The sequence below is a fragment of the uncultured Photobacterium sp. genome (genome assembly GCF_947502415.1).
GTDB lineage: Bacteria > Pseudomonadota > Gammaproteobacteria > Enterobacterales > Vibrionaceae > Photobacterium.
Map to the genome: position 1 here is coordinate 1 of NZ_CANMZV010000038.1, position 22,482 is coordinate 22,482.

The window sequence follows — 22,482 nt, forward strand, 5'->3', positions numbered from 1 at the left end:
AAGATAACAAAATAGAAGGTTGAGGCAGGAGAGTAATATTTCAATAATGGTTGTCGCACTTAGTATATGAATTCGGCATTATTTTCACCTTGGTCTCCCATACCCTGAGAAATCAAATATATTGGGTATATCTCTATTACATCTACAACAAAATCCAATAGATATATACTCAAAAAGGCAGCCCGAGGGCTGCCCTTCACATAAACTGGCTTAGAACCAGATTTCAGTGTGAACACCAACAACAACCTCGTCGTCGCCGTTCTTAATATCGATGATTTTTGCACTAGCCTCATCGTCAGCCTTGATGTAGCTTACGTAAGGTTTGATTTGAGGACGGCCGAAGTAGTCAGCATTCACAGTAAACGCAGATGCTAGTTCTAAGTTAATGATGTCACTTTCAACTGCATCGCCACTACGGCCACCAAAGTAACCTTCTTTACCTTCTTCATGACCATATGAAGCCGTCATTTCAATACGTAGGTTATCGTTTACTTTATAAGAAGGTCGAACAGCAGCAATGTAGCGCTTCAGGTCATCAGCACCAAACAGTTGATCTAACGCTGCAAAGTAAGTCAGCTCAGAACCCATTTGCCAGTTATCTGAAATATTTAGTACACCGTATGATGTTAAGAAAATTGACTGTGCATCATCGTTACCACCAGACCAGCCACCAAAGTTTACGCCTCGGTTCTGTGCAACACCTTCACCATAAGCAATCGCTGTTTGAGTCCAACCGTCTAGACCATAGTAGTCACGGTTATATGTAATTGCAGCACCAAAACCGCTGTCAGAACTTGAGTCTTGATTAGCCTGAGACATTACTTTCAGGTCAAAATCAAAGCTACCACCAAGCGCCTTAACGCCATAATAGTAAAAATCTAATGACGTTAGTGTATTGCGATCAGTCTTCACGCCACCATTAATATCATCATTTTTATCAGCCGTGACAACAGCGATACCTGTAGTATTACCCGCTAGTTTTGTCTGAATACCCGCACCGACACCTGAAGACTGTTTCCAAAACTCACCAGATAGCAAGCCTGATGCACGATTGAAGTAACGCTGACCACCCCAGATAGAAGTATCTTCACCTAGGAATGAGATACCACCGATTTCAACGAACGTTTCTTTAACTTCAAACTGTGCTTTAGTGTTGTCTTTCTGACTACCTTCTGATGTATAAGCAAACGAGTTACCGTTACCGTACTCAGAGCGTACAACGAAGTCAGACCAAACACCGTTTTGATGTTCTGTGTGCTTCTTGACAGTAAATTCTACCTGGTTAGTACTTTTACCGTGCGTACCAGCAGTTTTGTAGTCTGGCTTACCGTATTCAGTATCTACAGTTTCACCTTCAACCATACGGTAATTCATAGAACCGTAACCGTGTACTTCCCAGCCATCTGTAACAACATCAGTTGCGGACTCTGCCGCTACGTTGGCAGAAGCAAGCGCGGTAAGTAATGCCGCTGCTACAGGTACTAACTTGTGTTTCATAGGAATGTCCCTTCTAATTATTGTCACGGTTGCTATTGCTATCTGGGCAACCTTTTCGGGACTCATATTCAGCTTTCATACAGCCTTGCACATCATCCTAATACTGGGGGGAGTAGGGAGGATTAGAGGGGCGTAGTTATTGGGGATGAGAAAGGTTTCGTGACTCGCCTCACGAAGATCAGGCGTAATCCCGTAATAAAAGAACAAAATACAATTTAAAAATAAGACTTCAGTCACTTATTTCTGTTAATCACGAAACAATCAGTAACTCAATTATCTTTACTTTTTTATCAAAAAAAAACATTCCTTGACTGACAAAATTTTCTCGATTTAATAACGGGTATAAATAGGTAAAAAAAGAAAAGAGAAGTACGAAATGTTCGCTAAATTAGCTCAGCCATTTCCTTTAGGGGCTACATTGTGTGATCAAGGCTGTAATTTTTCAATTCACAGCCCCGACAACCGAGATATTAAATTAGTTCTGTTTGACAATGATAATAAGAAGACAATCGTTGAGTTAGACAACCATCACATGGGATTAAGATATACATTTGTACCTGGAATCAAAAAAGGTCAGCTTTATGGTTATAAATTAAAAGATAAAAATGAAGAAAGGCTAATACTCGACCCTTATGCTCAGGCACTAAATAAAACCCCTTTTTATATCTCGCCATTTAGCGCAGATAAAAGCTGGGAATTCGCAAAATCTGTCGTTACAGATCATATATTTGACTGGCAGGATACAACTACCCCGCAAATTCCTTACGAAGAAACCATTCTGTTCGAAACCCATGTCAAAGGCTTTACTAAACTTCATCCGCACATGGATGAACAATATAAAGGCACTTATCTGGGCTTATGTCAGCCAAAGGTTATCAACTACTTAAAACAACAAGGAGTCACTACCCTCCAACTACTCCCCGTTACTAGCTGCATGTCAGAACCACACTTGCTAAAGATGGATAAAGTCAATTTCTGGGGATATAACAGCCTGTGCTTCATGGCACCTGAACCGCGCTACGCGATTCAGGATGCAGTCACCGAAATGAAAACCATGGTCAGGGAGCTGCACAAACACGATATCGAAGTCATCCTCGATATTGTTTTCAACCATACGGCAGAAGGTGGTGAAGGCGGACCGAAATTCCATTTCAAATGCCTCGATAAAAATTACTACCTCCAAAGCATAGACAAAAACCTGCTGAACTATACCGGTTGTGGAAACACCCTGGACCTCACCTACCAGCCGAGCCTGAACATGGTATTGGATACACTGCGACACTGGGTTACCCACTACCATATTGATGGCTTCCGGTTTGATTTAGCCGCGACACTTGGCCGTAATCGACACCAATTCGATACTCATAGCGCCTTCTTCAAGGCGATAGCTCAAGACCCAATCCTGAAAAAAATTAAACTAATCGCCGAACCTTGGGATGTCGGCCCTAATGGCTACCAGCTCGGTCACTTCCCGCGAGGCTGGAACGAATGCAACGACAAGTTCCGCGATACGGTTAAAAGTTATTGGCTATGCAACCAAAATGATGTCAAAGAATTTGCAACCCGCCTGATGGGCTCCCGTGATTTATTCAGCGCCGGCGGCTGGCCAGATAAGCTGCCGGTAAACTTTATCTCCTATCACGATGGTTTCACATTGCAAGACCTTGTTTCATATAACAATAAACATAACCATGCCAACGGAGAGAACAACCGGGACGGCCATGGCGATAATCGCTCATACAACCACGGAGTGGAAGGCGAAACCGAAAAAATGGCGGTTGTCTACAAACGAGAACGTCAGAAGCGTAACCTGATGGCAACCCTGCTGTTTAGCTTCGGAATTCCTCACATTCTGGCTGTCGATAGCTTGTCGCATACTCAGGGAGGCAATAATAACGCCTACTGCCAGGATAACGAGATTAGTTGGGCTGACTGGGAAATGTCACAAGGCGACGAGCTTTTCGAAAGCTGGCTAGGACAAATGATAGCAGCCAGAAAAGAAATCATGGCTCCGTTCATTCGTGCTTTCAGCGGGCATGAACGCGGACACCACCGGATCCACTGGCAGCGCTCAAATGGTAAGATGATGACAGCCGAAGACTGGCAGGGACTGGAGGCTTTCGCCGTTTATCTGGGCTTGTATAAGCATGGCAAAGAACTGATGTTCATTATCAACCATTCAAACATTCCTACTCGTTACCGCCTTCCTGAAGGTAGCAAGTGGTCTGTAATCTGCGATACTTCCGAGCGCTATCTCAGCTCTCGTCAGATTCAAAGCACATACATGCAAGCTGCGAAATCACTAACCATCCTGTTCCGAGAATAAACCGAAACATACAAGAACCCCAAGCCCGGCAATAACTCATGCCGGGCTTTATTATATGGCTAAACCAACACTATTTTGCTATTAGTATCAGTTCATCAGCGTTGACATTTTCTGGCAACAAAAGATAATTGAAATTTCCATTATGTTGATTATTAAATTAATAACCGACTAGATAATCTTTATTGAATAGAACGGCAACCTACCTTTCATCATCTCACCGATAATATTCAATAAAACCAGAACCACCAAGTTTATTAAACACTTTTCTGTTATTACGAAGAATATGAACATTATCAGTATTTATAAGCTTAAATGCTTCCCAGTTTAAAAATATCCCAACCAGGTATAAATTCTCACTCTGATGTGAAACCGTAAACAAAATATCATTATCAATATAGCGATAGTGCAGCATTAACGTGTGCCTCAGCAGCAAAAAAGCTCTACCCAATACCTATTGGATAGAGCCAAACTATAAACTGAAATTACAGTAGATTATTAATTTTTCGGTTCAATTAAGCTGGTAATAACACCGCAAAAGACTCAAAAGGTTTAAGGGTTAACTGTTCACCTAGCTGCCGGTGGTGATCATAGTTATAAATAATGCACTCTGCATTATCGGTTCGCAATGTTTCTGGCATCGTCAGAGTTACCGCTTCCGCAGTAAAATTATTCAGTACAAATAAACGATGCTTCTCGTCAGAACGAATATAAGCAAATACCTGTTCATGATTTTCAAAGACAGGCTGGAAGGCACCACTAACAATCACAGGCAATGACTTACGTAACTGAATCAACTTCTGGTAATGATAGAAAATGGAATGCTGATCAACCAAAGCTGACTCTACATTGATTTCCGGATAGTTCGGATTTACCTGCAACCAAGGCTGATACGTCGAGAAACCGGCATGCTCGGTATTATCCCAGTGCATTGGTGTACGGGCATTATCTCGACTGTTTTCATGTACCGCCGCCAACATCGTTTCAGGCGCAACACCATTATCCGTCCGTTCCTTGTAGAAGTTCAGAGTTTCAATATCGCGATAATCATCAATACTACCGAATGCAACGTTAGTCATCCCGATCTCTTCACCCTGATAGACATATGGCGTTCCTTTCATCATATGCAGGGTTGTAGCCAACATCTTGGCTGATTCTACACGGTACTGCCCTTCATCGCCGTACTTCGATACGACACGCGGCAGATCATGGTTATTCCAGAACAATGAGTTCCAACCCTCTTGCTCAAGTTCGACCTGCCACTTCGTCAGCACCTTCTTGAAGGCAGGCAGATCAAGTGGGATAGGATTCCATTTATCACCATGTTCCCAAATCAGAGTAATGTGCTCAAACTGGAATACCATTGAGAATTCTTCACGATCAGGATTACTGTATAACTTAGCAAGTTCTGGCGTAGCTCCCCAGGTTTCACCTACTGTCAGCAAATCTTTATCACCAAATGTCGCGTGATTCATTTCCTGCAATAGTGGGTGTAATCTCGGCCCATTCCCTGTAATACGCTTATCGATTTCCTTTCCAATCAGATCAATTACATCAAGACGGAAGCCACCGATCCCCTGTTCAATCCACCAGTTCATCATTTTATGGACTTCCTGCTGAACCTTCGGATTCTCCCAGTTTAGATCAGGCTGCTTCTTCGAAAACAGGTGGAAATAGTACTCTCCAGTCTGCTCATCAAACTGCCAGGCACTTCCACCAAAAATTGATCCTTGATCATCCGGAGCCGAGCCATCGTCATTAGGCTTACGCCAGATATAGTAATCACGGTACGGATTATCTTTCGACTTACGCGCTTCTTGGAACCAAAAATGTTCATCCGAGGTATGGTTAACAACCAAATCCATAATGATACGAATATCACGTTTCTTTGCCTCAGCAAGCAACTGCTGCATATCTTCCATCGAGCCAAATTCCGGGGCGATGTCCTGATAATCAGAAATATCGTAACCATTATCATCCATTGGCGAGCGGTAAACAGGAGATAACCAAATTACATTTACACCCAGTTTTTCCAGGTAATCCAGCTTACTGATAATACCTTGCAGATCACCAATCCCGTCATTATTGGAATCGCAAAAACTACGAGGGTAAATCTGGTAGACAACAGCATCATGCCACCACTTCGGCGTGATTTTCATCGACATCGGCTCCGTAAATTAAGCTTGAATCAAACAAGTGATATCTTTAATGCCGATAGCATAATGCGGTTAGTTTGTTATATAAAATACATAGAGCCACAAGTGATATAGCTTTTTCCTATATCACGGTCAATTTTAACGATACAGATCACAATATCAGACCAAACGTGATTTCCATGAAATTCAATAAATGTGAGACTTGTCGATAATCTCTTTTCGGCCTTTGTGCCCCCTTATTCTGGATAAATGCTTATGGATAAAAGCTACCGACAATTTCTAGTAGTTGCCGAACTGGGAAATATCAGCCTTGCCGCCAGCCATTTAGGTCTCAGCCAGCCCACACTCACCAATAACATGAAAAAGCTCGAAGCCAGCTTTGATGTACCGCTTTTTATCCGAAAATCAAAAGGCGTTGAGCTAACTGAGTACGGGCTACTACTACAGGAGCAAGCACTTGAACTGCAACGCCGTCATGACGCCCTGCTCCACAAAATGGCGGATTTAAAAGAAAGGAAAACCGAAAAACTCCGAATGGGAACCGGTGATGCCTGGTGGGAAGTCTTTGTCAAACACGCACTGAAACAATACAGTGCCGACAATCCTTCTATTTCAATCCAGCTTGAATTTGGCAACCACCTCAAACTAATGGATATGCTTATTCACGGCCAAATTGACCTTTTTGTCGGTCATGAAATTATCGGTTTGTCGCGGCGATGTAACGTTACCTTTATACCGCTACTTCAAGATCAGGAAGCCCTTTTTGTCCACAGCTCGCATCCGTTACTCGTTAACCACAAGATTACCGATGATACCGAACTTTACCCTTTACTACAGATCACGCCGGATTCCGATACCTACCAGCACCTCATCGAAAACCCGCTTCCTAAACGACTTGAAAAAGAAAGGAAAAAAGTCTCTGAGCGTATTGTCTACGAAATCAATTCATTAGCAGCCAGCGTGGATATACTGAAGACCATTAACGCCATCATGCCCTACCCACAAAGCATGACAGATTATTTCGCACAATCAGATATTGTGCCTCTCCCATTAGCACATAAAGGCCAGATTGGAACTGTCGGTATCTACCACCTTAATGATGTTTTAGCTGACCACGTACTAGATGTAAAAAAGCAACTTATTATCTGTAGTACTCAATCATCCACCAGCCAATAAACATAAATAAAAAGCCCATGCGCTCAATGAGTCACATGGGCTTTATGTTTTTTCACCAAACGATTAAAACTAAAGCCGTCTGGCTTAATACAAAATCAAATTACACAACAAAAGTTGCTACTTTATCGTTCAAGCTAGCAGCCTGCGAACTCAAGTCCTCAGCCTGAAGACGTGCGCCCTTCGCGTCTTCAGCCAGTTGATCGGTCACATCTTTGATTGTGGTCGTATTTTGAGTGATTTCATCCGTCACATGAGTTTGCTCTTCGGCAGCCGTCGCGATTTGAGTTGCCATATCACTAATCAAAGCAACCGAATCATTAATTTGCTCCAGTGCCGCGGTAGCTTGATCCGCGTCTTCCACAGAGCACTGTGCCAACTGCGAGCTGGTTTCCATCAAACCAACCGCTTTAGTCGTTGTCTGCTGCAGCGTAGCAATCATATTCTGAATTTCTTCCGTCGACATATGTGTACGCTGAGATAGCACGCGAACTTCATCAGCAACAACCGCAAAACCGCGCCCTTGTTCACCGGCCCGTGCGGCTTCGATGGCAGCATTCAATGCTAACAGGTTCGTTTGCTCCGCAATATTCTGAATTGTCGAAAGAATACTGTTTATGCCCTGAGCGTGCGTATTCAGCTCTTCAATCACACTGGTTGCTTCATTCACTTCTGTTGCCAGATTATTGATTGACACCCTGCTTTGTACAACCAGCTCTCGGCCACTATTTGTATGGGTTGTCGAATCCTGTGCAGCGCGTGCGGTCTGTTCAGCATGTGATGCAATTTCCTGAGTTGCAGATGCCATTTCAGTCACAGCAGTTGCCACCATCGCAATTTCATCTTGCTGTCGCTGCAAGTCACTCGCGGTCTTATCAGCACGTGACTCACTTGCAATCGAAGCTTTACTCAAATCGACACCTTGAGCACGAATATGACCAATCAGCACCTGTAGGCTGGCAACAAACTGGTTGAAATTACGGGCCAAATCACCAACTTCGTCATTGCTGTCAAGGTCAATTCGACGAGTCAGATCACCGCCGCCCTGTGCAATAATCGCCAGTGCATTCGATACAAGCTGAAGCGGCTTGAAAAGATAAACACACAGCAAGTTAAACAAAAAAACACAGACTACCACCACCAGCAACGTTGTCAGCATCTGCTCATACAAGGCGCTGTAAAGCGGCGCAACAACCGACTCGTAATCAATCACAATAACGGTATTCAGGTTTTTTCCATTAATAGGCGCAACGAAAACGAAGCTTTCACGACCATTCAGGACTTCTTTCTCAAGATGGCCTTCACGCGCCAAACGTTTAACCAAACCATCAGTTAAGTCGCTGTCTAGTGCACTGACAGATTTATTCAGAAGTGATGTGTCAGCATAGGCAAAGAGATTACCTTCACTATTGGCAATAAACATATAACCATCACCAGGAAGCACCACATCTTCTAACTGCTTGATGATGTTCACCATTTCAACATCAGCCCCCAGCACCGCGCGTTGGCCGAAAACTGTCACCGCCTTACCCATAGAAACAACCGTCGCGCCGGTTGCCGCGGCAACCGTCGGATTTTCTACCGTCACCTGTCCATTCAATCTCATCGCATTCTGGTACCAGCTCCACTTTCGTGGGTCATCATTACCAGGTGGTAACTTCACACCATTGGCATTGGCCTGCGAACCATCACCGAAAGCTAAAAATACATTATCGAATTTAGCTGAATCACGAACTTGCTTTAGGTGATCAGACAAAGATTCAGAAATAACCGTTTCAGGCAATGCAGAAAGCGCTTCCCCTTTAGCTTCCAGCCAATCGGTTACGTAAGTATTGTAAGACGATGCAACCCCACGAAGTCGATCATTAAGATCTTCATCCAAACGTCCAAGTGAAGACATAAATGAAAGTGCTGTTACCAACATTCCACCCAGTATGATGGCGATACTGGCCGAAAGTGCCAGCTTTTGCCGAAGAGTTAAATTAAACATTGATTCCCTTTCTTATTTTTTAACCACGATAGCAGTAATACGCTTCAGCTTTATTATGGATATGACCGTTAAAGTAGTCCGAATCGACTTACGAATAAGTTCCCCTCCGGATTCTGGCTACCCTTAAGCCATATCGCTTTATTTCTAAGCTCGAAATTATTACACTTTTATTTAAAAATTCATACTTCAATAGTATTTTTTAACCAATTGCATGAACAAATACCACATAGTGCAAAAAAAATCATTATTTTTCATTATATAAAAATAAAGCCCTCACAATGGAGGGCTTCAAGGGGATAGGAATTACAAATTAATGTTTAATATCAGTATCTTGAATCGTTAGTTAAACGACCAATTCCGGATAAGTCACAGAAGCAACCAGCCCTTTCTCTTCTCCTCGGTACATACTGACATACTGCTGCGCAGACTCTTTCCAGTCGAACTTACAAGCCATTGCATTTTGCTGAAGGCGTCTAAATTCTTGAGGTTTTTGACAGTAAAGCAGCAAACTACGCTGAAGTTTTATCAGCAAAGCTTCCGGTGTCGGAGCTTCAAAAATAAACCCTGTTGCAACCTGAGGAGTCTGATCATAATCAATAACAGTATCTTTAAGACCGCCCACTGCACGCACAATTGGTAACGTTCCGTACGCGTGGCTGTACATCTGATTCAGACCACATGGCTCAAATTCAGACGGCATCATAAAGAAGTCAGCCCCCGCCTCAACACAATGTGCCAAAGGGTTGCTATAAGCCTCTACGAAAGCGAACTTCTCTTTGTGAACTTCACTAATTTCTCGCAATGCAGTCGCTAATTTCGGATCACCGGTACCGACAATAACAACCTGAGCTTCATTAACTAAGAACTCTTCCAGGATAGGGATCAGATAGTGAATCCCTTTCTGCTCAGTCAGTCGACACACCATGCCATAGAGCGGCACATCCTCAACAGGCAAACCTACTTGCTGCTGCAAATCGCGTTTACAGGCCTTTTTCCCTCGCACAAGGCTGACTTTGCTGGCCTTGAAATTCTGCTTAATGAAAGAATCTGTCTCCGGATTCCAATCAGCGTATTCACAACCATTCACAATGCCATAAAGATCGCTGGCTCGATTCTGGAAATCTGCCGCCATTCCATGGGAGCCCAGCTGGGTCAACAGCTCCGACGCATAGTTCGGACTCACTGCATTGATCTTATCGGCATATGCCACACCAGCTTTCAACATACTTATGTGTGCCGAATCCATTTCTGCGTTGATATAACGACGCTGGATCAACTCAGGAATTAAGCTGTACTGATCGTAATTAAAGGTGCCCTTAAACACAGCATTATGTATTGTAATTACACTTTTCGTATCAGCAAAAAATACGTCATCAGCATATCTGGTACGCAACAGAAACGGCACCAACCCTGTATGCCAGTCATTACAATGGACAATATCCGGCTGAAATCCAACCTTCTCACACAAATCCAAAGCTGCTGCACTGAAAAAGGCAAAGCGTTCTCCGTTATCAGCATAAGCCTGATTATTTTCAGCATACAGCTCTGCACGACCAAAGTACTGAGGAGCATCCACAGCATAAACCGGAACATCTCCCTCAAGTTCTTTAACCTGGTATTCAACAGGAACTGGCTGAGTATCTACATACAATTCAGTATCAACAATTAGCTTCGCCTGTTCGCGGCCCGCTATACGTTGATAAAATGGCATCACGATACGTACTTCATGACCCAGATCGTTCAGTGCTGCAGTGAGAGACTTGGCAACATCTGCCAGCCCTCCAGTTTTCACCAGCCCTTCAACTTCAGAAGCGACAAACAATATTTTAAGCGGTTTCCCCGAAGATGGTTTTTTCCTAGTAACCAATTTTTGCTCCTTTTGGTATCACGACAATTCCATCGTCTGATACATGGTAGTTCTTCCTATCCTCTTCGATATTCTCACCAATGACCGTCCCAGGTGCGATCTGGGCATTCTTATCGATGATAGCACGGCGGATCGAGCAGCCCGCACCGATCTTCACATCTCCCAAAATGATTGATTCGCTGATCGTCGTACAATGATCAACATTAGTACGGAAGCCCAACACCGACTTATACACCTTTGCCCCGCGGATATAGCTACCAGCAGAAATCATACAATTGTTGATATCCACCTTGCAGTCATCACTATCCAGAACCGTCGCTGGCGGCAGCGGCGGGTAGTATGTATGCAACTGCCACTGACGGTTATATAAAGAAAATGGTGCATCTTCCGACAACAAATCCATATGAGCCTGCCAGTATGACTCAATCGTACCAACATCACGCCAGTAACCTGTTGTTTTCTCGCCAGGAATAATATTTTTCGTAAAGTCATAAACAAATACTTTACCAAGCGGGAATAGTTTAGGGATTATATCTTTACCAAAATCATGGCTTGATTGCTCGTCAACCGCATCCTCTTCAAGCTCTTTACTCAACACATCAGTTTCGAAAATGTAGTTCCCCATCGAAACCAACGCATGATCCGGATCACCAGGAATTGATTTAGGATTAGCCGGCTTCTCTTCAAAGCCAACCATGCAACCATGCTCATCAACTTCAATCACACCAAAGGCACTGGCTTCGCTAAGTGGCATCCGCAAAGCCGATACGGTTAAATCTGCTTTTTTCTCAAGGTGATAGTCAAGCATCTGCTTAACATCCATCTTATAGATATGGTCACTGCCAAAAATACAAACTTGATCCGGTGCTTCCAGTTCTACAAAACGCAAATTCTGATAAATCGCATCAGCTGTTCCGTCGTACCAGCGCTTTCCCATTCGCATCTGAGCCGGAATCGGATCAATAAAACGACCAGTTATACCAGAAACATTCCAGCCCTTTTTCATGTGCACATAAAGTGATTGAGATTTAAATTGAGTCAGCACATAGATCTTCATCAAATCCGCATTCAGAAAGTTATTCAATGCGAAATCTATCAGGCGGTAACTACCACCAAATGGCACTGCAGGCTTAGTTCGAGTATCTGTTAACGGACGCAAGCGAGAGCCTTCACCACCTGCCAAAATCATTCCTAAAACACCAGCCATGGTGTACCTCCTTGTTAATAAGCAATCGAACACATATATACCATATTTCCATACCCATTGAGAATGTAATTGCAGTGAATCTTGATTAATAAATTACAAAAACAAAAATTTATTACAGCGTTCACACTTTTTGGTAGGAGGACTACTTACAATCTAATAAGTATCGGGTGTTTTATGTGCAAAATAGTGCTTAAAATCAGCTAAATAAATATTTATAGAATCGTCATATTTCCCGGATCTCGCGTATTCTCTGGCTAAACGACCCTACTCCCCCCCACCTCCTCCCCCCCAACACCCTGTACAGCTGAATACTTTTTCAATTCTGGGCAGTAGACTCCCCTTAGTTTCATGTATGGATATAAAAACGATGACGACGAGCTTTTCAATTCACTCACCAAAGGCCACAAATGTGATCCTGCATGCCTTTGACTGGCCTTACAGCCGTATCACTGAAAATGCCGAAGCCATTGCCAATGCCGGCTTCAAAGCAGTATTGGTTTCTCCGCCGCTCAAGTCGCTTAAATCAAAAAACGGCACCCCGTGGTGGCAGCGATACCAACCACAAGATTACCGGGTAATTGACAACCAACTTGGAAATACAACCGAATTCAAGAAAATGACGGCAGCTCTGAATGAGCATGAAATATTGATCTATGCCGATATCGTATTTAATCATATGGCGAATGAATCAGATCAACGCGACGATCTCGATTACCCTAACTCGCAAATCATTCAGGATTATAAAAATAAAAACGATTATTCAGCGTCCATCAGGCTCTTTGGCGATTTATCTCAACCTTTATTCACTGAACAAGACTTTGTCCAGGCATTTCCAATTCAAAACTGGAAAGATCCATGGCAGGTTCAGCATGGTCGAATCAGCGGCAGCAACGAAGATCCTGGCCTGCCAACGTTAAAATGCAATGAGAATGTAGTAAAAGCACAAAAGTCTTACCTCAAAGCATTAAGACACCTAGGAATAAGTGGTTTTCGGATTGATGCCGCCAAGCATATGACACTCGAGCACATCCAGCAGGTATGGGATGCAGAGATCGCTCAAGGAACCCATATCTTTGGTGAAATCATCACCGATGGCGGTGCCAGTAAGGAAGAATATGAGCTATTCCTAAAACCGTACTTGAAATCAACCACCCTCGGCGCCTATGACTTTCCTCTCTTTCATTCCCTGTTCAAGGTTTTTGAAAAGGATGAGTCGGTGTCAGGTCTGATTAACCCCTATTCTGTTGGTCAGGCACTTGCGGTGGACCGGGCGATCACATTTGCCACGACCCACGACATACCGAACAATGATGTATTCCTCGATCAGGTTATGTCAGAACATAATGAACGCCTCGCCTATTGTTATCTCTTCGGGCGTGATGGCGGTGTTCCTTTGGTTTATTCAGATTTGGATACCAGTGGTATTGCTCGAGAAGACGGTTCACCTCGCTGGTATGATAGCTGGAAGGATCCTATTCTCATCAAGATGATCCAGTTCCATAACTATGCGCATGGCCAAACCATGCAATACCTCGAACACAGTGCTAACCACCTGATGTTCAGCCGTGGCGACAAAGGCCTTGTCGTAATCAATAAAGGTTTATCAGAAAAGACGGTTCAATTACCAAATGAACATTTTGCTGATTTACTGGAAATGGAAGGTGTGAGAGTAACAAAACAAGTGAAAACCACAGACAACGGAAGTAAAAAAGAAATGTTAACCAAGGTGACACTTCCAGCTAAGTCATGCGCTATGTTTGTCACCACTTTATAATTCAATTCGTTATGAAAAGGTTGGCAGCAGGCCATTGCCAACCTAATCTAGATCCAGGTCAAGAATTTTGCCTGTATAAAGGTCAATTTCCAATTCGACCTTTTCGCCATTCTTGTCACTGGCTTCAACTTCTATTTCATTCTCATCACGTTCAACTTTGATTTTCCTGAAATCGTGAAATCCCTGACTTTGCAGCAACCGCATCGCCTCAGGAACCGTCAGCATATCGGGATGCGGAGATTCAACCGGATCTGCCAATACTGACCCGACGCTCAACACTCCTCCCAATATGGTTCCCAGCAACAACGTCAGACATACTTTCATACCACCTCCCACCTAAAAGTACTTAATATGGCCATCATAGCAGAGCCACATAAAGATCCCCCACTGCGCCCAAAAGACAAATGTGAGTTAAATCACAGATTTACTTAAGCTGACAAAAGCCCCTCGTCCAATCAATCACAGTCCCAATTTAATCCTCTAACGACCGCAAATAATTTGATAAAAAATCTGTCTCATTCGCTTTTACGTTTTGACCCAGAAACCGTCCTAAAGCAACAAACAAGATAGTATAGACTTTAACTAAGGTTTCGTTTGGCCTTGCATCCCCTTTACTGAATGGTAACAGTTATCATTACCATAAAAGTGAGAAACATGATATGGAAAAGCAACCACTGCTCTACAGTATGTACTTCAGGGCTGAAGATCGGTTTCTCAACCATCCCGTTTTACCTGGCCATGAGCCCGATGTCATCGACGTTTTTTATCCCTTCAACATAACTTATTACAAATCCACAATAGTTCTGCCTTCTAAGGATAAAATATATGAATTCTCATTTCCGTATAGAAAAAGACAGCATGGGTGATGTCCATGTTCCCGTTGATGCGCTTTACCAGGCTCAAACCCAACGAGCTATTGATAATTTCCCCATCAGCGGTATGCCTATGCCAGCGCAGTTCATTAAAGCACTGGCATTCGTAAAACAGGCAGCCGCACGCAGCAACCTTGAGCTTGAGCATCTAGAAGGTGATATAGCACACGCTATTATTGACAGCTGTCAGGAAATTATCGACGGCAAACATCTCAACCAATTTCCCATCGATGTCTTTCAAACCGGCTCTGGTACCAGTTCCAATATGAATGCTAACGAGGTGATCGCCACACTCGCTTCACAAAAAAGCAGTAAAAACGTCAGCCCCAATGACCATGTCAATATGGGGCAGAGCAGCAATGATGTTATTCCGACCACAATTCAAGTCAGCGCAGCCCTGGCCTGCCATTTTCAGCTATTTCCGGCCTTAACCCGACTGATCGACACCATCGACCAAAAAACAGATGCAGTTGGTCATATTGTCAAAACAGGTCGCACCCATTTGATGGATGCGATGCCAGTAACACTTGGCCAGGAACTACAGGGATGGAAAACTCAGCTGGAAAAAGCGCAACAAGGTATAGTTCACTCCCTTGATAACGTGACTGGATTAGCCCAGGGAGGTACCGCCGTCGGAACTGGTATCAATGCAGATCCGAAGTTTGCGGCAACCTTTGCCAATAATATTTCGGTATCAACAGAAATCAGCTTCACTTCCAGTGATAACTTTTTCTATAACCTCAGCAGCCAAGATGCGATTGTTGCCCTTTCAGGACAACTTAAAACAGCCGCTGTCGCCATCATGAAGATATCGAACGATCTACGCTGGATGAACTCAGGTCCACTTGCCGGTCTCGGTGAAATCGAGCTTGAGTCCCTCCAGCCAGGCTCATCCATCATGCCGGGTAAAGTTAACCCAGTAATCCCGGAAGCAGCAGCAATGGTCGCAGCCCAGGTTATAGGTAATGACACAACGATTACAGTCGCCGGTCAATCCGGTAACTTCCAGCTTAATGTCATGTTACCCGTAATAGCACTTAACCTGATCCAAAGTATTGAGCTTATTGCCAATGCATCAAAGCTACTGGCCGATAAGGCAATTGGCAGCTTCGCAGTTCGGGAAGATAACCTACAACTGGCCCTAGCCAAGAATCCAATTCTGGTCACGGCTCTCAACCCGGTGATCGGTTATCTAAAAGCAGCCGAAATCGCAAAAAAAGCCTATAAAGAGAAACGCGCCATCATTGATGTTGCGGAAGAAGAGACAGAGCTGAACCGAGAAGAATTAGAGAAGTTACTAAATCCTGAACACTTAACAGCAGGGGGAATTGCCAACTAACCCGTCACGATGGAAATCAGTGACAAATAAGCATGCATTAGCTAAGTTTCCGCCTAATACCAGGCGGAAACTTAAATAGGCTCAAATTGACAAGAAATATAATTTACAAGTTCGGGACGTCCAATAAAATATCCCTGCAGATAATCGACCCCCAGCTGTTTCGCAACCACAAAAGCGCGGTAGTCTTCAATTCCCTCCAGCAACACCCTGGCTTTTAATTCACGGGCCAATTGAATCACATCTTGCAACTCTTGAGGTTTGCCATTTATGTAATCAGCCAACAAGCTACGATCGACTTTAATAATATCGGGCTTAACATTACGAGCTCTACTTTCTGAAGAAGCATTTACCCCATAATCATCAATAGCAATTCGAGCCCCAAGCTCCTGTAAGCTACGCAATGAATTCACCAACATTTTATCGCAGGCACAATTGTGCTCGAGAATCTCAAAATAAATCTGATCAATAGAAAGCCCGAGCTCATGAACTCGATCAATAAACGACTGCTGGGACAGCGGCTGACTATCCAAATCTACCGCGGCAATCGGCGTCATATTCAAAAACAAGGTACCTTTCGAAACAAACAGTGCAAAATTGCGGAGGTGAATTACACGGGCAAGACGGTCAATATTGATTCTATCGTAAGAATTCATAAACTCCGAACTAAAGAAAGGCTCTGTTTTAAGCTTAAAGCCACTTTCATCATAAATTCTCAGCAAAGCCTCATAACCAAAAAGCTGGCCTGAAGCGGACACTATCGGCTGAAAAGCACTCTTCATCAGATAGCTATCATAGCGAGCGCTATAATACCCAGCTTCCGATTGAATTAAATACTGTTCGAGCTCATCTCTTGTTCGTAATATCTTAGCCACTGACTGCCTACATTTAGACTTGTTATAATATTTACCATAATTACAAGCACTCACTTTTATAGATACCGCTTATAAAAATACAGAGCAATTCACAAACTTTTCCACCATCATACAGATATGTGTAGCACAGATGCGTATCATATTTGAGACAATGTATTGATTCGCTTTCAATAAATACTATCTCGCCAATCATTATCCAATTAGTTCATTCAGATATTTTGATGTTGTCGTTCAATAAGCAAGCCTTATGTTCTTTAATAAAAAAACTAGAATAAGAACTATTCCAGACATAAACGAAACGAAAAGACACAATGAATGACGCCAGAAAAAATTATGATTGGTTATCTATCATCCTCCATTGGCTTTCCGCTGTCGCTATTATCGGCTTATTCGCGGTTGGTTTATGGATGGTTGATCTAAATTACTATTCCCAGTGGTACAAACCAGCACCACACTGGCATAAATCCATCGGGCTTTGCCTAGCCTTTGCGACCCTATTCCGCCTCTGCTGGAAATACCTAAAAGGTCACCCACCGATTGAAGGGGCCCGTTGGGAAAAAGTCGGTGCAAAAATGGCGCATTGGCTCATTTATCTGATGTTATTTGGAATGTTCATCTCCGGTTACCTAATATCAACAGCGGACGGACGTGCCATCGACGTATTCAACTGGTTTGCAGTCCCGGCACTTGGTGAGCTATTTCCTAATCAGGCTGACATTGCCGGAGAGCTCCACTATTACCTAGCATTTGGCTTGATCGCTCTGGCATTAGTTCACGCACTTGCCGCGTTAAAACACCATTTTATAAACAAAGACAATACCTTAAAAAAAATGTTGGGAGTAAAGTAAAGATGAAAAAACAACTAATCGCTCTAGGTTTGCTAACCGCGTTTACTATTCCTTCAATGGCATCTGCAGCTGACTACGTAATTGATACCAAAGGCGCACATGCCTCTATCAATCTGAAAGTCAAACACCTTGGCTATAGCTTTATCAAAGGCCGCTTCAATACTTTTGATGGTACTTTTAGCTACGATCCTATGAATCTTTCCGCTTCGGCAGTCAAAGTAAATATCGATACCAGCAGTTTTGATACCAACCACGCAGAGCGAGACAAACATGTCCGCAGCGACGATTTCCTAGATGTGAAGAAATATTCAACGGCCACTTTCACCAGCACCAAAATAGAACCTAAAGGGAACGGCGAAATGACCATTGATGGCGATCTAACCCTTCACGGTAAAACCAAACCTATCACTATTGATGCCCAGTTTGTCGGTGAGGGTAAAGACCCATGGGGTGGTTACCGTGCAGGATTTACCGGTACAACCCGCCTCGAACTAAAAGACTTCGGCATCCAGGTTATGGGCGAATCCAGCTACGTTGATTTGGAGCTACATGTTGAGGGGGTTCGTCAGTAGCTACTACTCTTCAACTTCAACAAATTCAAAATCCGGCTTTAGCCGGATTTTTGCTTAACCTTAACCGTTGAACGACTCTTCCTAATTACGTAGAAACGACCTAAGTCATAGCTACTCTTAAATTTTTTTCTAAAAAACATTGTGAATAAAAACTCAGTTAGTTATAAATCATACAAAGTCACAAGCGTTTAGAAAAATGAAATCTGTTATCAATACTATCTATGAATCAAAACTGGCAACGCTGAAAGACAAAATTGCTGCACTCAGCGCCCCAGTTCAACTCACTATCGTTACTGTCGGTGACGATCCGGCAAGTAAGGTTTATGTCCGCAATAAAATTCGTCTTTTCGACGAATTAGGCCTGACCTGTAACCATATCACTCTAGCAGAAGAAACAACCACTCAATCCGATCTGGATGAGATTGCCGCAAAAACTGAACATGCGATTCTATTCCAGCTACCACTACCGAACGGACTGGTAGCACCAGATCTACCGGCTTCAATCGATGTCGACGGTTTCGGTTCTGAAGCTTTAGGACAATTGGTACTTGGTCAAAATGCAATCCTGCCATGTACTGTCCAAGCTGCGATAGATATTATTGCCACCCATTACGGTGAAAATAATTTTGCAGGACTTAAAGTCGCCGTAATCGGAAGAAGTAATATTGTTGGTAAACCACTAGCTATTGAGCTTATTAACCGCCAAAGCACAGTATCAAGCTTTAATAGCCGTTCAGATCTAGAGTCTGTCGACTGGAAACGGTATGACGTTGTCGTAGTCGCAACGGGTGCCCACGGCATATTAGAGAGTTCGCAATTTTTTGATGGTCAGCTGATCATTGACGTCGGTATCAACCGAGTTGACGGTAAACTGGTTGGTGACGTAAAGCATAGCCTGAAAGAAGAGCCAGCCGCAGCTATCACACCTGTACCAGGCGGTGTTGGCCGACTAACCTGTCTCCATGTGCTGGGTAATGCAGTTAAGCTGGCAGAATGCTCACAGGTTTAATCTGTTATACCAATCAGTAAATATTGAAAACAATAGGGCCACCTTTTCGGTGGCCCTATTCAATTTGGATCTAACAGCGGTGTTTACTGACTAGAAAGCTCATCCAATGGCAACCAGTCAACCTCTACTCCTGCCTGAGTAAACATATCCTGACTCACTTTGATTTTATCCCCCCAACGAGACAAGAAGTCTTCAGTCTGCTCAGGGCAGTGAACTGATGAAATACCCGTTTGAATGATTTTTGCTGCGCAGTTCGGGCACGGGAAATGTGTTACCCAAATATCACAGCCAGCTAAATCACGTTTGGAAAACAAGATTGCATTCTCTTCCGCATGCAGCGTTTTCAGCAGCTTCATCTCACGATCATCAATATCAGCACTATCTGAAATACCATGCGGATAACCGTTAAAACCAACGGATACGATGCGGTTACCTTGCGTGATCACAGCCCCCACTTGTGTTGACGGATCTTTACTCCAAGAACCCACCAACTCGGCCATTTGAAAAAAGCGCACAGCCCATTTAGAAATCATGATCTTTACCTTGTTGTATCTATTGCCCTTATTTTGCAAGACTTAACAACTCAGCTCAAGGAGATTTTGGATACTGTAAATACAGTTATAAATGAAAGACGATGTATGATCAGTTCAGAAAGATCAGATATCAAAATCTTATAGGAGCTAGCCATAAAAAATTAGCTTTTAAAATAGCTATGGTTAATTTCTTGAATATCATATACACGTAACTCAGGATTCAAAGCTAGAACTTGCTCTGCGGTAAGCTCATGACCACGAAGGTTTTCAGGTACATTCAAGCAAACATGAATATAACTTCCCCCCATCTTGCAAACCTTCGCAGCCAGATGAATAGGTAAATTACCGATAACCTGATCGCCAGGACAAAGCTGACGGCAATCATCCAAGTGCGTCCAATGGTGATCAAACTCTATCCCCTTTTCATTCAGCCACCGCAACAACCCGGCATGCCTGGATATTACAATCGTACTCACCAAACCAACCTTAATATAAAAACACTCTACACTGCTGTTAAGCTTACCCGAGAAAACACACCTTCACGTTCTAGCAAGCTTGCCAACCACGATAATCCTTCCAGGTTAGACAATAATTATTACGTCAGGGCGCAAGGTATCCATCCGATGAAAAGGCAATTGTTTATCTGCTGTTATGACATCCGTAATGCCAAACGGCTGAGAAGATCACTACAGGTTCTCAAAGATTATGCCGGCGGTGGTCAGTACTCCGTCTTCGAATGCTACCTCAGCGAAGGTGAGCGCCACGAACTGCTGTGCCGCATGGAAGACGTTATGGAAGCTGAAGACAGTTTTATGATAATCCGGCTACAGCAGCAACGCCCCATGTTTACCTTAGGCATTGCTGTTGAGCCCATGGACGAAGATTTTTTCTATCTGGGGTAACCGTATGGAAACACTCTATATTGATCGCAAGGCTTGTGAGCTGGCAACGCAGGGAAACCGCTTACTGATCCGACTAGATGATTCTTCACAAAACAGCTTTCCCCTGCGGCAACTTAGCAGCCTGGTGATCAGCAGTCCGTGCCAGTTATCTTCTACTTGCCTCAACCAACTGGGTAAACATGGGATCACTGCTGTGTGCCTCAACGGGTGAGATCACCACGCCAGCACCATTATCTATTCGCCCAATTACTCAAATCCTATTCGGCGCCTCAGCCAATACAGGCTAATCAGTAATGACCATACCAACCTGAAACTTTGCGGCCTGCTTGTAAAGCACAAATTGCTAAGCCATAAAAAACAGTTACGTTTTCATATAAACAAAAGGCCAGATCGTCGCTCGGTGTTACTTAACGCCATTTCGCAACTCAACCAGCAGTATGAGTCACTCAAAGCACCGGCATTCAACCATAAACAGCTTCTCGGTGTCGAAGGGGCCGGAGCAAAAGCGTATTTTGCCGCTTACTGTCAATTGTTTGCCCCTGAACTCTGTTTTGCAGGCCGGAACAAACGCCCGCCGAAAGTTCCGGTTAACGCTGTGTTGTCGTTAACCTATACCCTGCTTCATTACGAAGCGGTCCGTACTGCAATCAGCGCATCACTCGATCCGATGTTAGGCGTTCTTCATAAGCCGAGCCATGGCAGAGAATCACTGGCCTGCGACTTAATGGAACTGTTACGCGCAAGTGCCAACCAGTGGGTGTGGCAAATATTCCATGACCGTCACCTTCGGGCCGATCACTTTACTCATGACAAAGGTGCCTGCCTGCTGAGTAAAACCGGACGAAGCCACTATTACCCGGCTTTCCAGAACCAGCTCCCCGTTTGGCGCAAAAGGCTTCGTCACTATGTCCGTATTCTGGCCCGCTTTCTTGATAATCAGGGAGCCGAGCAATGAAGAAAGTTCTCCATATTCAGGGGCACGCATTACAACATGCCAGCCTGGACGGGAAAGCATTAAAAATCACCTTATCCGGGCAAAGTCCTTTACGCTTCCCACTTACACGGATCAGCCGGATCACCATCAGTGGCCGTTGTAATGTCCCGATTGAAGTATTTATTTACTGTGTTACCCGGCAAATCCCCGTGACTTTTTTCGATGGCCACGGCCACATTCGCGGTCAGCTATTGCCCCACCTTCGCCAACCAGAACCATTAGGGTTTTATCTTGAACAATTGCCATACCATAGTGGATTTAAAACTGTTTATGCCCTTTGGCTGGATAATCAGCGCCGTCATATACTGAAACAGGTCGGAATGGAAAACGGCGTCCCTAAACTGCGGGCAAAGCAGTTTCATGATGCCGTTGTTCTGATGATGAAAACAATGCACTGCAAAGATGCTTTCAACCAAGGTATAGCATGGTTGCTGGGATTTTATCGTGCCCACCTAAACCAGATTTTTCACAATGCCGGGCCATGATGCCAACTTGGTGATTTGAACTATAGTTTAGTTATTTGTCGAGTTATCGGGTGATCTTATGGCGACAAT

At 43.7% G+C, this 22,482-nt stretch carries 18 protein-coding genes and 1 pseudogene; 10 read left to right on the plus strand and 9 right to left on the minus strand.

The features are described from left to right. Nucleotides 1-210 precede the first annotated feature (210 nt). Nucleotides 211-1,497: a carbohydrate porin gene (locus Q0852_RS22460; RefSeq protein ID WP_299022429.1), complete on the minus strand. Its 1,287-nt coding sequence runs from the start codon at nucleotides 1,495-1,497 to the stop codon at nucleotides 211-213. Nucleotides 1,498-1,873: 376 nt separating this feature from the next. Between Q0852_RS22460 and glgX the strand changes: the two genes are divergently transcribed. Further along, nucleotides 1,874-3,823, plus strand: a complete 1,950-nt coding sequence (gene glgX, locus Q0852_RS22465) for a glycogen debranching protein GlgX (RefSeq protein WP_299022431.1) — start codon at nucleotides 1,874-1,876, stop codon at nucleotides 3,821-3,823. Between the two features lie 512 nt (nucleotides 3,824-4,335). On the opposite strand, the gene Q0852_RS22470 is transcribed toward glgX, so the two are convergent. Beyond that, nucleotides 4,336-5,985 (minus strand): alpha-glucosidase, encoded by a 1,650-nt coding sequence (locus Q0852_RS22470; protein ID WP_299022433.1) that lies wholly within the window; start codon nucleotides 5,983-5,985, stop codon nucleotides 4,336-4,338. Nucleotides 5,986-6,231: 246 nt separating this feature from the next. Between Q0852_RS22470 and Q0852_RS22475 the strand changes: the two genes are divergently transcribed. After that, the gene (locus tag Q0852_RS22475; RefSeq protein WP_299022434.1) at nucleotides 6,232-7,152 is read left to right on the plus strand and encodes a LysR family transcriptional regulator; all 921 of its coding nucleotides are present in this window, start codon (nucleotides 6,232-6,234) and stop codon (nucleotides 7,150-7,152) included. A 100-nt stretch (nucleotides 7,153-7,252) separates the two neighbouring features. Here the strand turns inward: Q0852_RS22475 and Q0852_RS22480 are convergent, their stop codons facing one another. From Q0852_RS22480 to glgC, 3 genes are all read right to left on the minus strand, one after another. Beyond that, entirely contained in the window at nucleotides 7,253-9,139 is a 1,887-nt protein-coding gene (locus Q0852_RS22480) for a methyl-accepting chemotaxis protein (protein WP_299022435.1), read from the minus strand. Between the two features lie 343 nt (nucleotides 9,140-9,482). After that, nucleotides 9,483-11,006, minus strand: a complete 1,524-nt coding sequence (gene glgA, locus Q0852_RS22485; RefSeq protein ID WP_299022436.1) for a glycogen synthase GlgA — start codon at nucleotides 11,004-11,006, stop codon at nucleotides 9,483-9,485. Continuing rightward, nucleotides 10,996-12,213 carry a glucose-1-phosphate adenylyltransferase gene (gene glgC / locus Q0852_RS22490; protein ID WP_299022437.1) on the minus strand — a complete coding sequence of 406 codons (1,218 nt, stop codon included), beginning with the start codon at nucleotides 12,211-12,213 and terminating at the stop codon, nucleotides 10,996-10,998. The genes glgA and glgC overlap by 11 nt, the downstream gene beginning before the upstream one ends. A gap of 367 nt (nucleotides 12,214-12,580) precedes the next feature. Between glgC and Q0852_RS22495 the strand changes: the two genes are divergently transcribed. Then, nucleotides 12,581-13,987: an alpha-amylase family glycosyl hydrolase gene (locus tag Q0852_RS22495; protein WP_299022438.1), complete on the plus strand. Its 1,407-nt coding sequence runs from the start codon at nucleotides 12,581-12,583 to the stop codon at nucleotides 13,985-13,987. A gap of 42 nt (nucleotides 13,988-14,029) precedes the next feature. Here Q0852_RS22495 and Q0852_RS22500 read toward each other — a convergent pair whose 3' ends face one another. Continuing rightward, the gene (locus tag Q0852_RS22500) at nucleotides 14,030-14,311 is read right to left on the minus strand and encodes a PepSY domain-containing protein (protein WP_299022439.1); all 282 of its coding nucleotides are present in this window, start codon (nucleotides 14,309-14,311) and stop codon (nucleotides 14,030-14,032) included. Nucleotides 14,312-14,812: 501 nt separating this feature from the next. On the opposite strand from Q0852_RS22500, the gene Q0852_RS22505 reads away from it, so the two are divergent. Continuing rightward, entirely contained in the window at nucleotides 14,813-16,198 is a 1,386-nt protein-coding gene (locus tag Q0852_RS22505; protein ID WP_299022441.1) for a lyase family protein, read from the plus strand. 71 nt (nucleotides 16,199-16,269) lie between these two features. Here Q0852_RS22505 and Q0852_RS22510 read toward each other — a convergent pair whose 3' ends face one another. Beyond that, nucleotides 16,270-17,070 (minus strand): EAL domain-containing protein, encoded by an 801-nt coding sequence (locus Q0852_RS22510; RefSeq protein ID WP_299022443.1) that lies wholly within the window; start codon nucleotides 17,068-17,070, stop codon nucleotides 16,270-16,272. Nucleotides 17,071-17,381: 311 nt separating this feature from the next. Between Q0852_RS22510 and Q0852_RS22515 the strand changes: the two genes are divergently transcribed. The 3 genes from Q0852_RS22515 to Q0852_RS22525 all read left to right on the plus strand — a co-directional run bounded on the left by Q0852_RS22515 (nucleotide 17,382) and on the right by Q0852_RS22525 (nucleotide 19,499). Beyond that, complete coding sequence (locus tag Q0852_RS22515) at nucleotides 17,382-17,918, plus strand: cytochrome b (protein WP_299022445.1); 537 nt, start codon at nucleotides 17,382-17,384, stop codon at nucleotides 17,916-17,918. A 2-nt stretch (nucleotides 17,919-17,920) separates the two neighbouring features. Then, on the plus strand, nucleotides 17,921-18,490 hold the full coding sequence (locus Q0852_RS22520; protein ID WP_299022447.1) for a YceI family protein: 570 nt from the start codon (nucleotides 17,921-17,923) through the stop codon (nucleotides 18,488-18,490). A gap of 196 nt (nucleotides 18,491-18,686) precedes the next feature. Next, nucleotides 18,687-19,499, plus strand: coding sequence for a bifunctional 5,10-methylenetetrahydrofolate dehydrogenase/5,10-methenyltetrahydrofolate cyclohydrolase (locus Q0852_RS22525; RefSeq protein ID WP_299022449.1), 813 nt, complete (start codon nucleotides 18,687-18,689; stop codon nucleotides 19,497-19,499). 83 nt (nucleotides 19,500-19,582) lie between these two features. On the opposite strand, the gene Q0852_RS22530 is transcribed toward Q0852_RS22525, so the two are convergent. Then, nucleotides 19,583-20,032: a dCMP deaminase family protein gene (locus tag Q0852_RS22530; protein WP_299022450.1), complete on the minus strand. Its 450-nt coding sequence runs from the start codon at nucleotides 20,030-20,032 to the stop codon at nucleotides 19,583-19,585. 161 nt (nucleotides 20,033-20,193) lie between these two features. Then, nucleotides 20,194-20,508, minus strand: coding sequence for a CRISPR-associated protein Csx16 (csx16, locus tag Q0852_RS22535; RefSeq protein WP_299022452.1), 315 nt, complete (start codon nucleotides 20,506-20,508; stop codon nucleotides 20,194-20,196). A 147-nt stretch (nucleotides 20,509-20,655) separates the two neighbouring features. On the opposite strand from csx16, the gene cas2 reads away from it, so the two are divergent. From cas2 to Q0852_RS22550, 3 genes and pseudogenes are all read left to right on the plus strand, one after another. Continuing rightward, a complete protein-coding gene (gene cas2, locus Q0852_RS22540) occupies nucleotides 20,656-20,934 on the plus strand; it encodes a CRISPR-associated endonuclease Cas2 (RefSeq protein ID WP_299022454.1) in 279 nt (92 codons plus the stop codon). Nucleotides 20,935-20,938: 4 nt separating this feature from the next. Then, nucleotides 20,939-21,889, plus strand: a pseudogene (gene cas1 / locus Q0852_RS22545) (CRISPR-associated endonuclease Cas1). Beyond that, nucleotides 21,886-22,413, plus strand: coding sequence for a CRISPR-associated endonuclease Cas1 (locus tag Q0852_RS22550; protein WP_299022456.1), 528 nt, complete (start codon nucleotides 21,886-21,888; stop codon nucleotides 22,411-22,413). The pseudogene cas1 and the gene Q0852_RS22550 overlap by 4 nt, the downstream one beginning before the upstream one ends. The last annotated feature ends 69 nt before the right edge of the window (nucleotides 22,414-22,482 follow it).

Coding starts and splice junctions, on each gene's coding strand:
- cas2 (WP_299022454.1), top strand. CDS start 20,656: ATGAAAAGGCAATTGTTTATCTGCTGTTATGACATCCGTAATGCCAAA.
- Q0852_RS22495 (WP_299022438.1), top strand. CDS start 12,581: ATGACGACGAGCTTTTCAATTCACTCACCAAAGGCCACAAATGTGATC.
- glgX (WP_299022431.1), top strand. CDS start 1,874: ATGTTCGCTAAATTAGCTCAGCCATTTCCTTTAGGGGCTACATTGTGT.
- Q0852_RS22515 (WP_299022445.1), top strand. CDS start 17,382: ATGAATGACGCCAGAAAAAATTATGATTGGTTATCTATCATCCTCCAT.
- Q0852_RS22475 (WP_299022434.1), top strand. CDS start 6,232: ATGGATAAAAGCTACCGACAATTTCTAGTAGTTGCCGAACTGGGAAAT.
- Q0852_RS22460 (WP_299022429.1), bottom strand. CDS start 1,497: ATGAAACACAAGTTAGTACCTGTAGCAGCGGCATTACTTACCGCGCTT.
- Q0852_RS22500 (WP_299022439.1), bottom strand. CDS start 14,311: ATGAAAGTATGTCTGACGTTGTTGCTGGGAACCATATTGGGAGGAGTG.
- Q0852_RS22470 (WP_299022433.1), bottom strand. CDS start 5,985: ATGTCGATGAAAATCACGCCGAAGTGGTGGCATGATGCTGTTGTCTAC.
- Q0852_RS22505 (WP_299022441.1), top strand. CDS start 14,813: ATGAATTCTCATTTCCGTATAGAAAAAGACAGCATGGGTGATGTCCAT.
- Q0852_RS22525 (WP_299022449.1), top strand. CDS start 18,687: ATGAAATCTGTTATCAATACTATCTATGAATCAAAACTGGCAACGCTG.
- Q0852_RS22530 (WP_299022450.1), bottom strand. CDS start 20,032: ATGATTTCTAAATGGGCTGTGCGCTTTTTTCAAATGGCCGAGTTGGTG.
- glgC (WP_299022437.1), bottom strand. CDS start 12,213: ATGGCTGGTGTTTTAGGAATGATTTTGGCAGGTGGTGAAGGCTCTCGC.
- Q0852_RS22520 (WP_299022447.1), top strand. CDS start 17,921: ATGAAAAAACAACTAATCGCTCTAGGTTTGCTAACCGCGTTTACTATT.
- Q0852_RS22480 (WP_299022435.1), bottom strand. CDS start 9,139: ATGTTTAATTTAACTCTTCGGCAAAAGCTGGCACTTTCGGCCAGTATC.
- Q0852_RS22550 (WP_299022456.1), top strand. CDS start 21,886: ATGAAGAAAGTTCTCCATATTCAGGGGCACGCATTACAACATGCCAGC.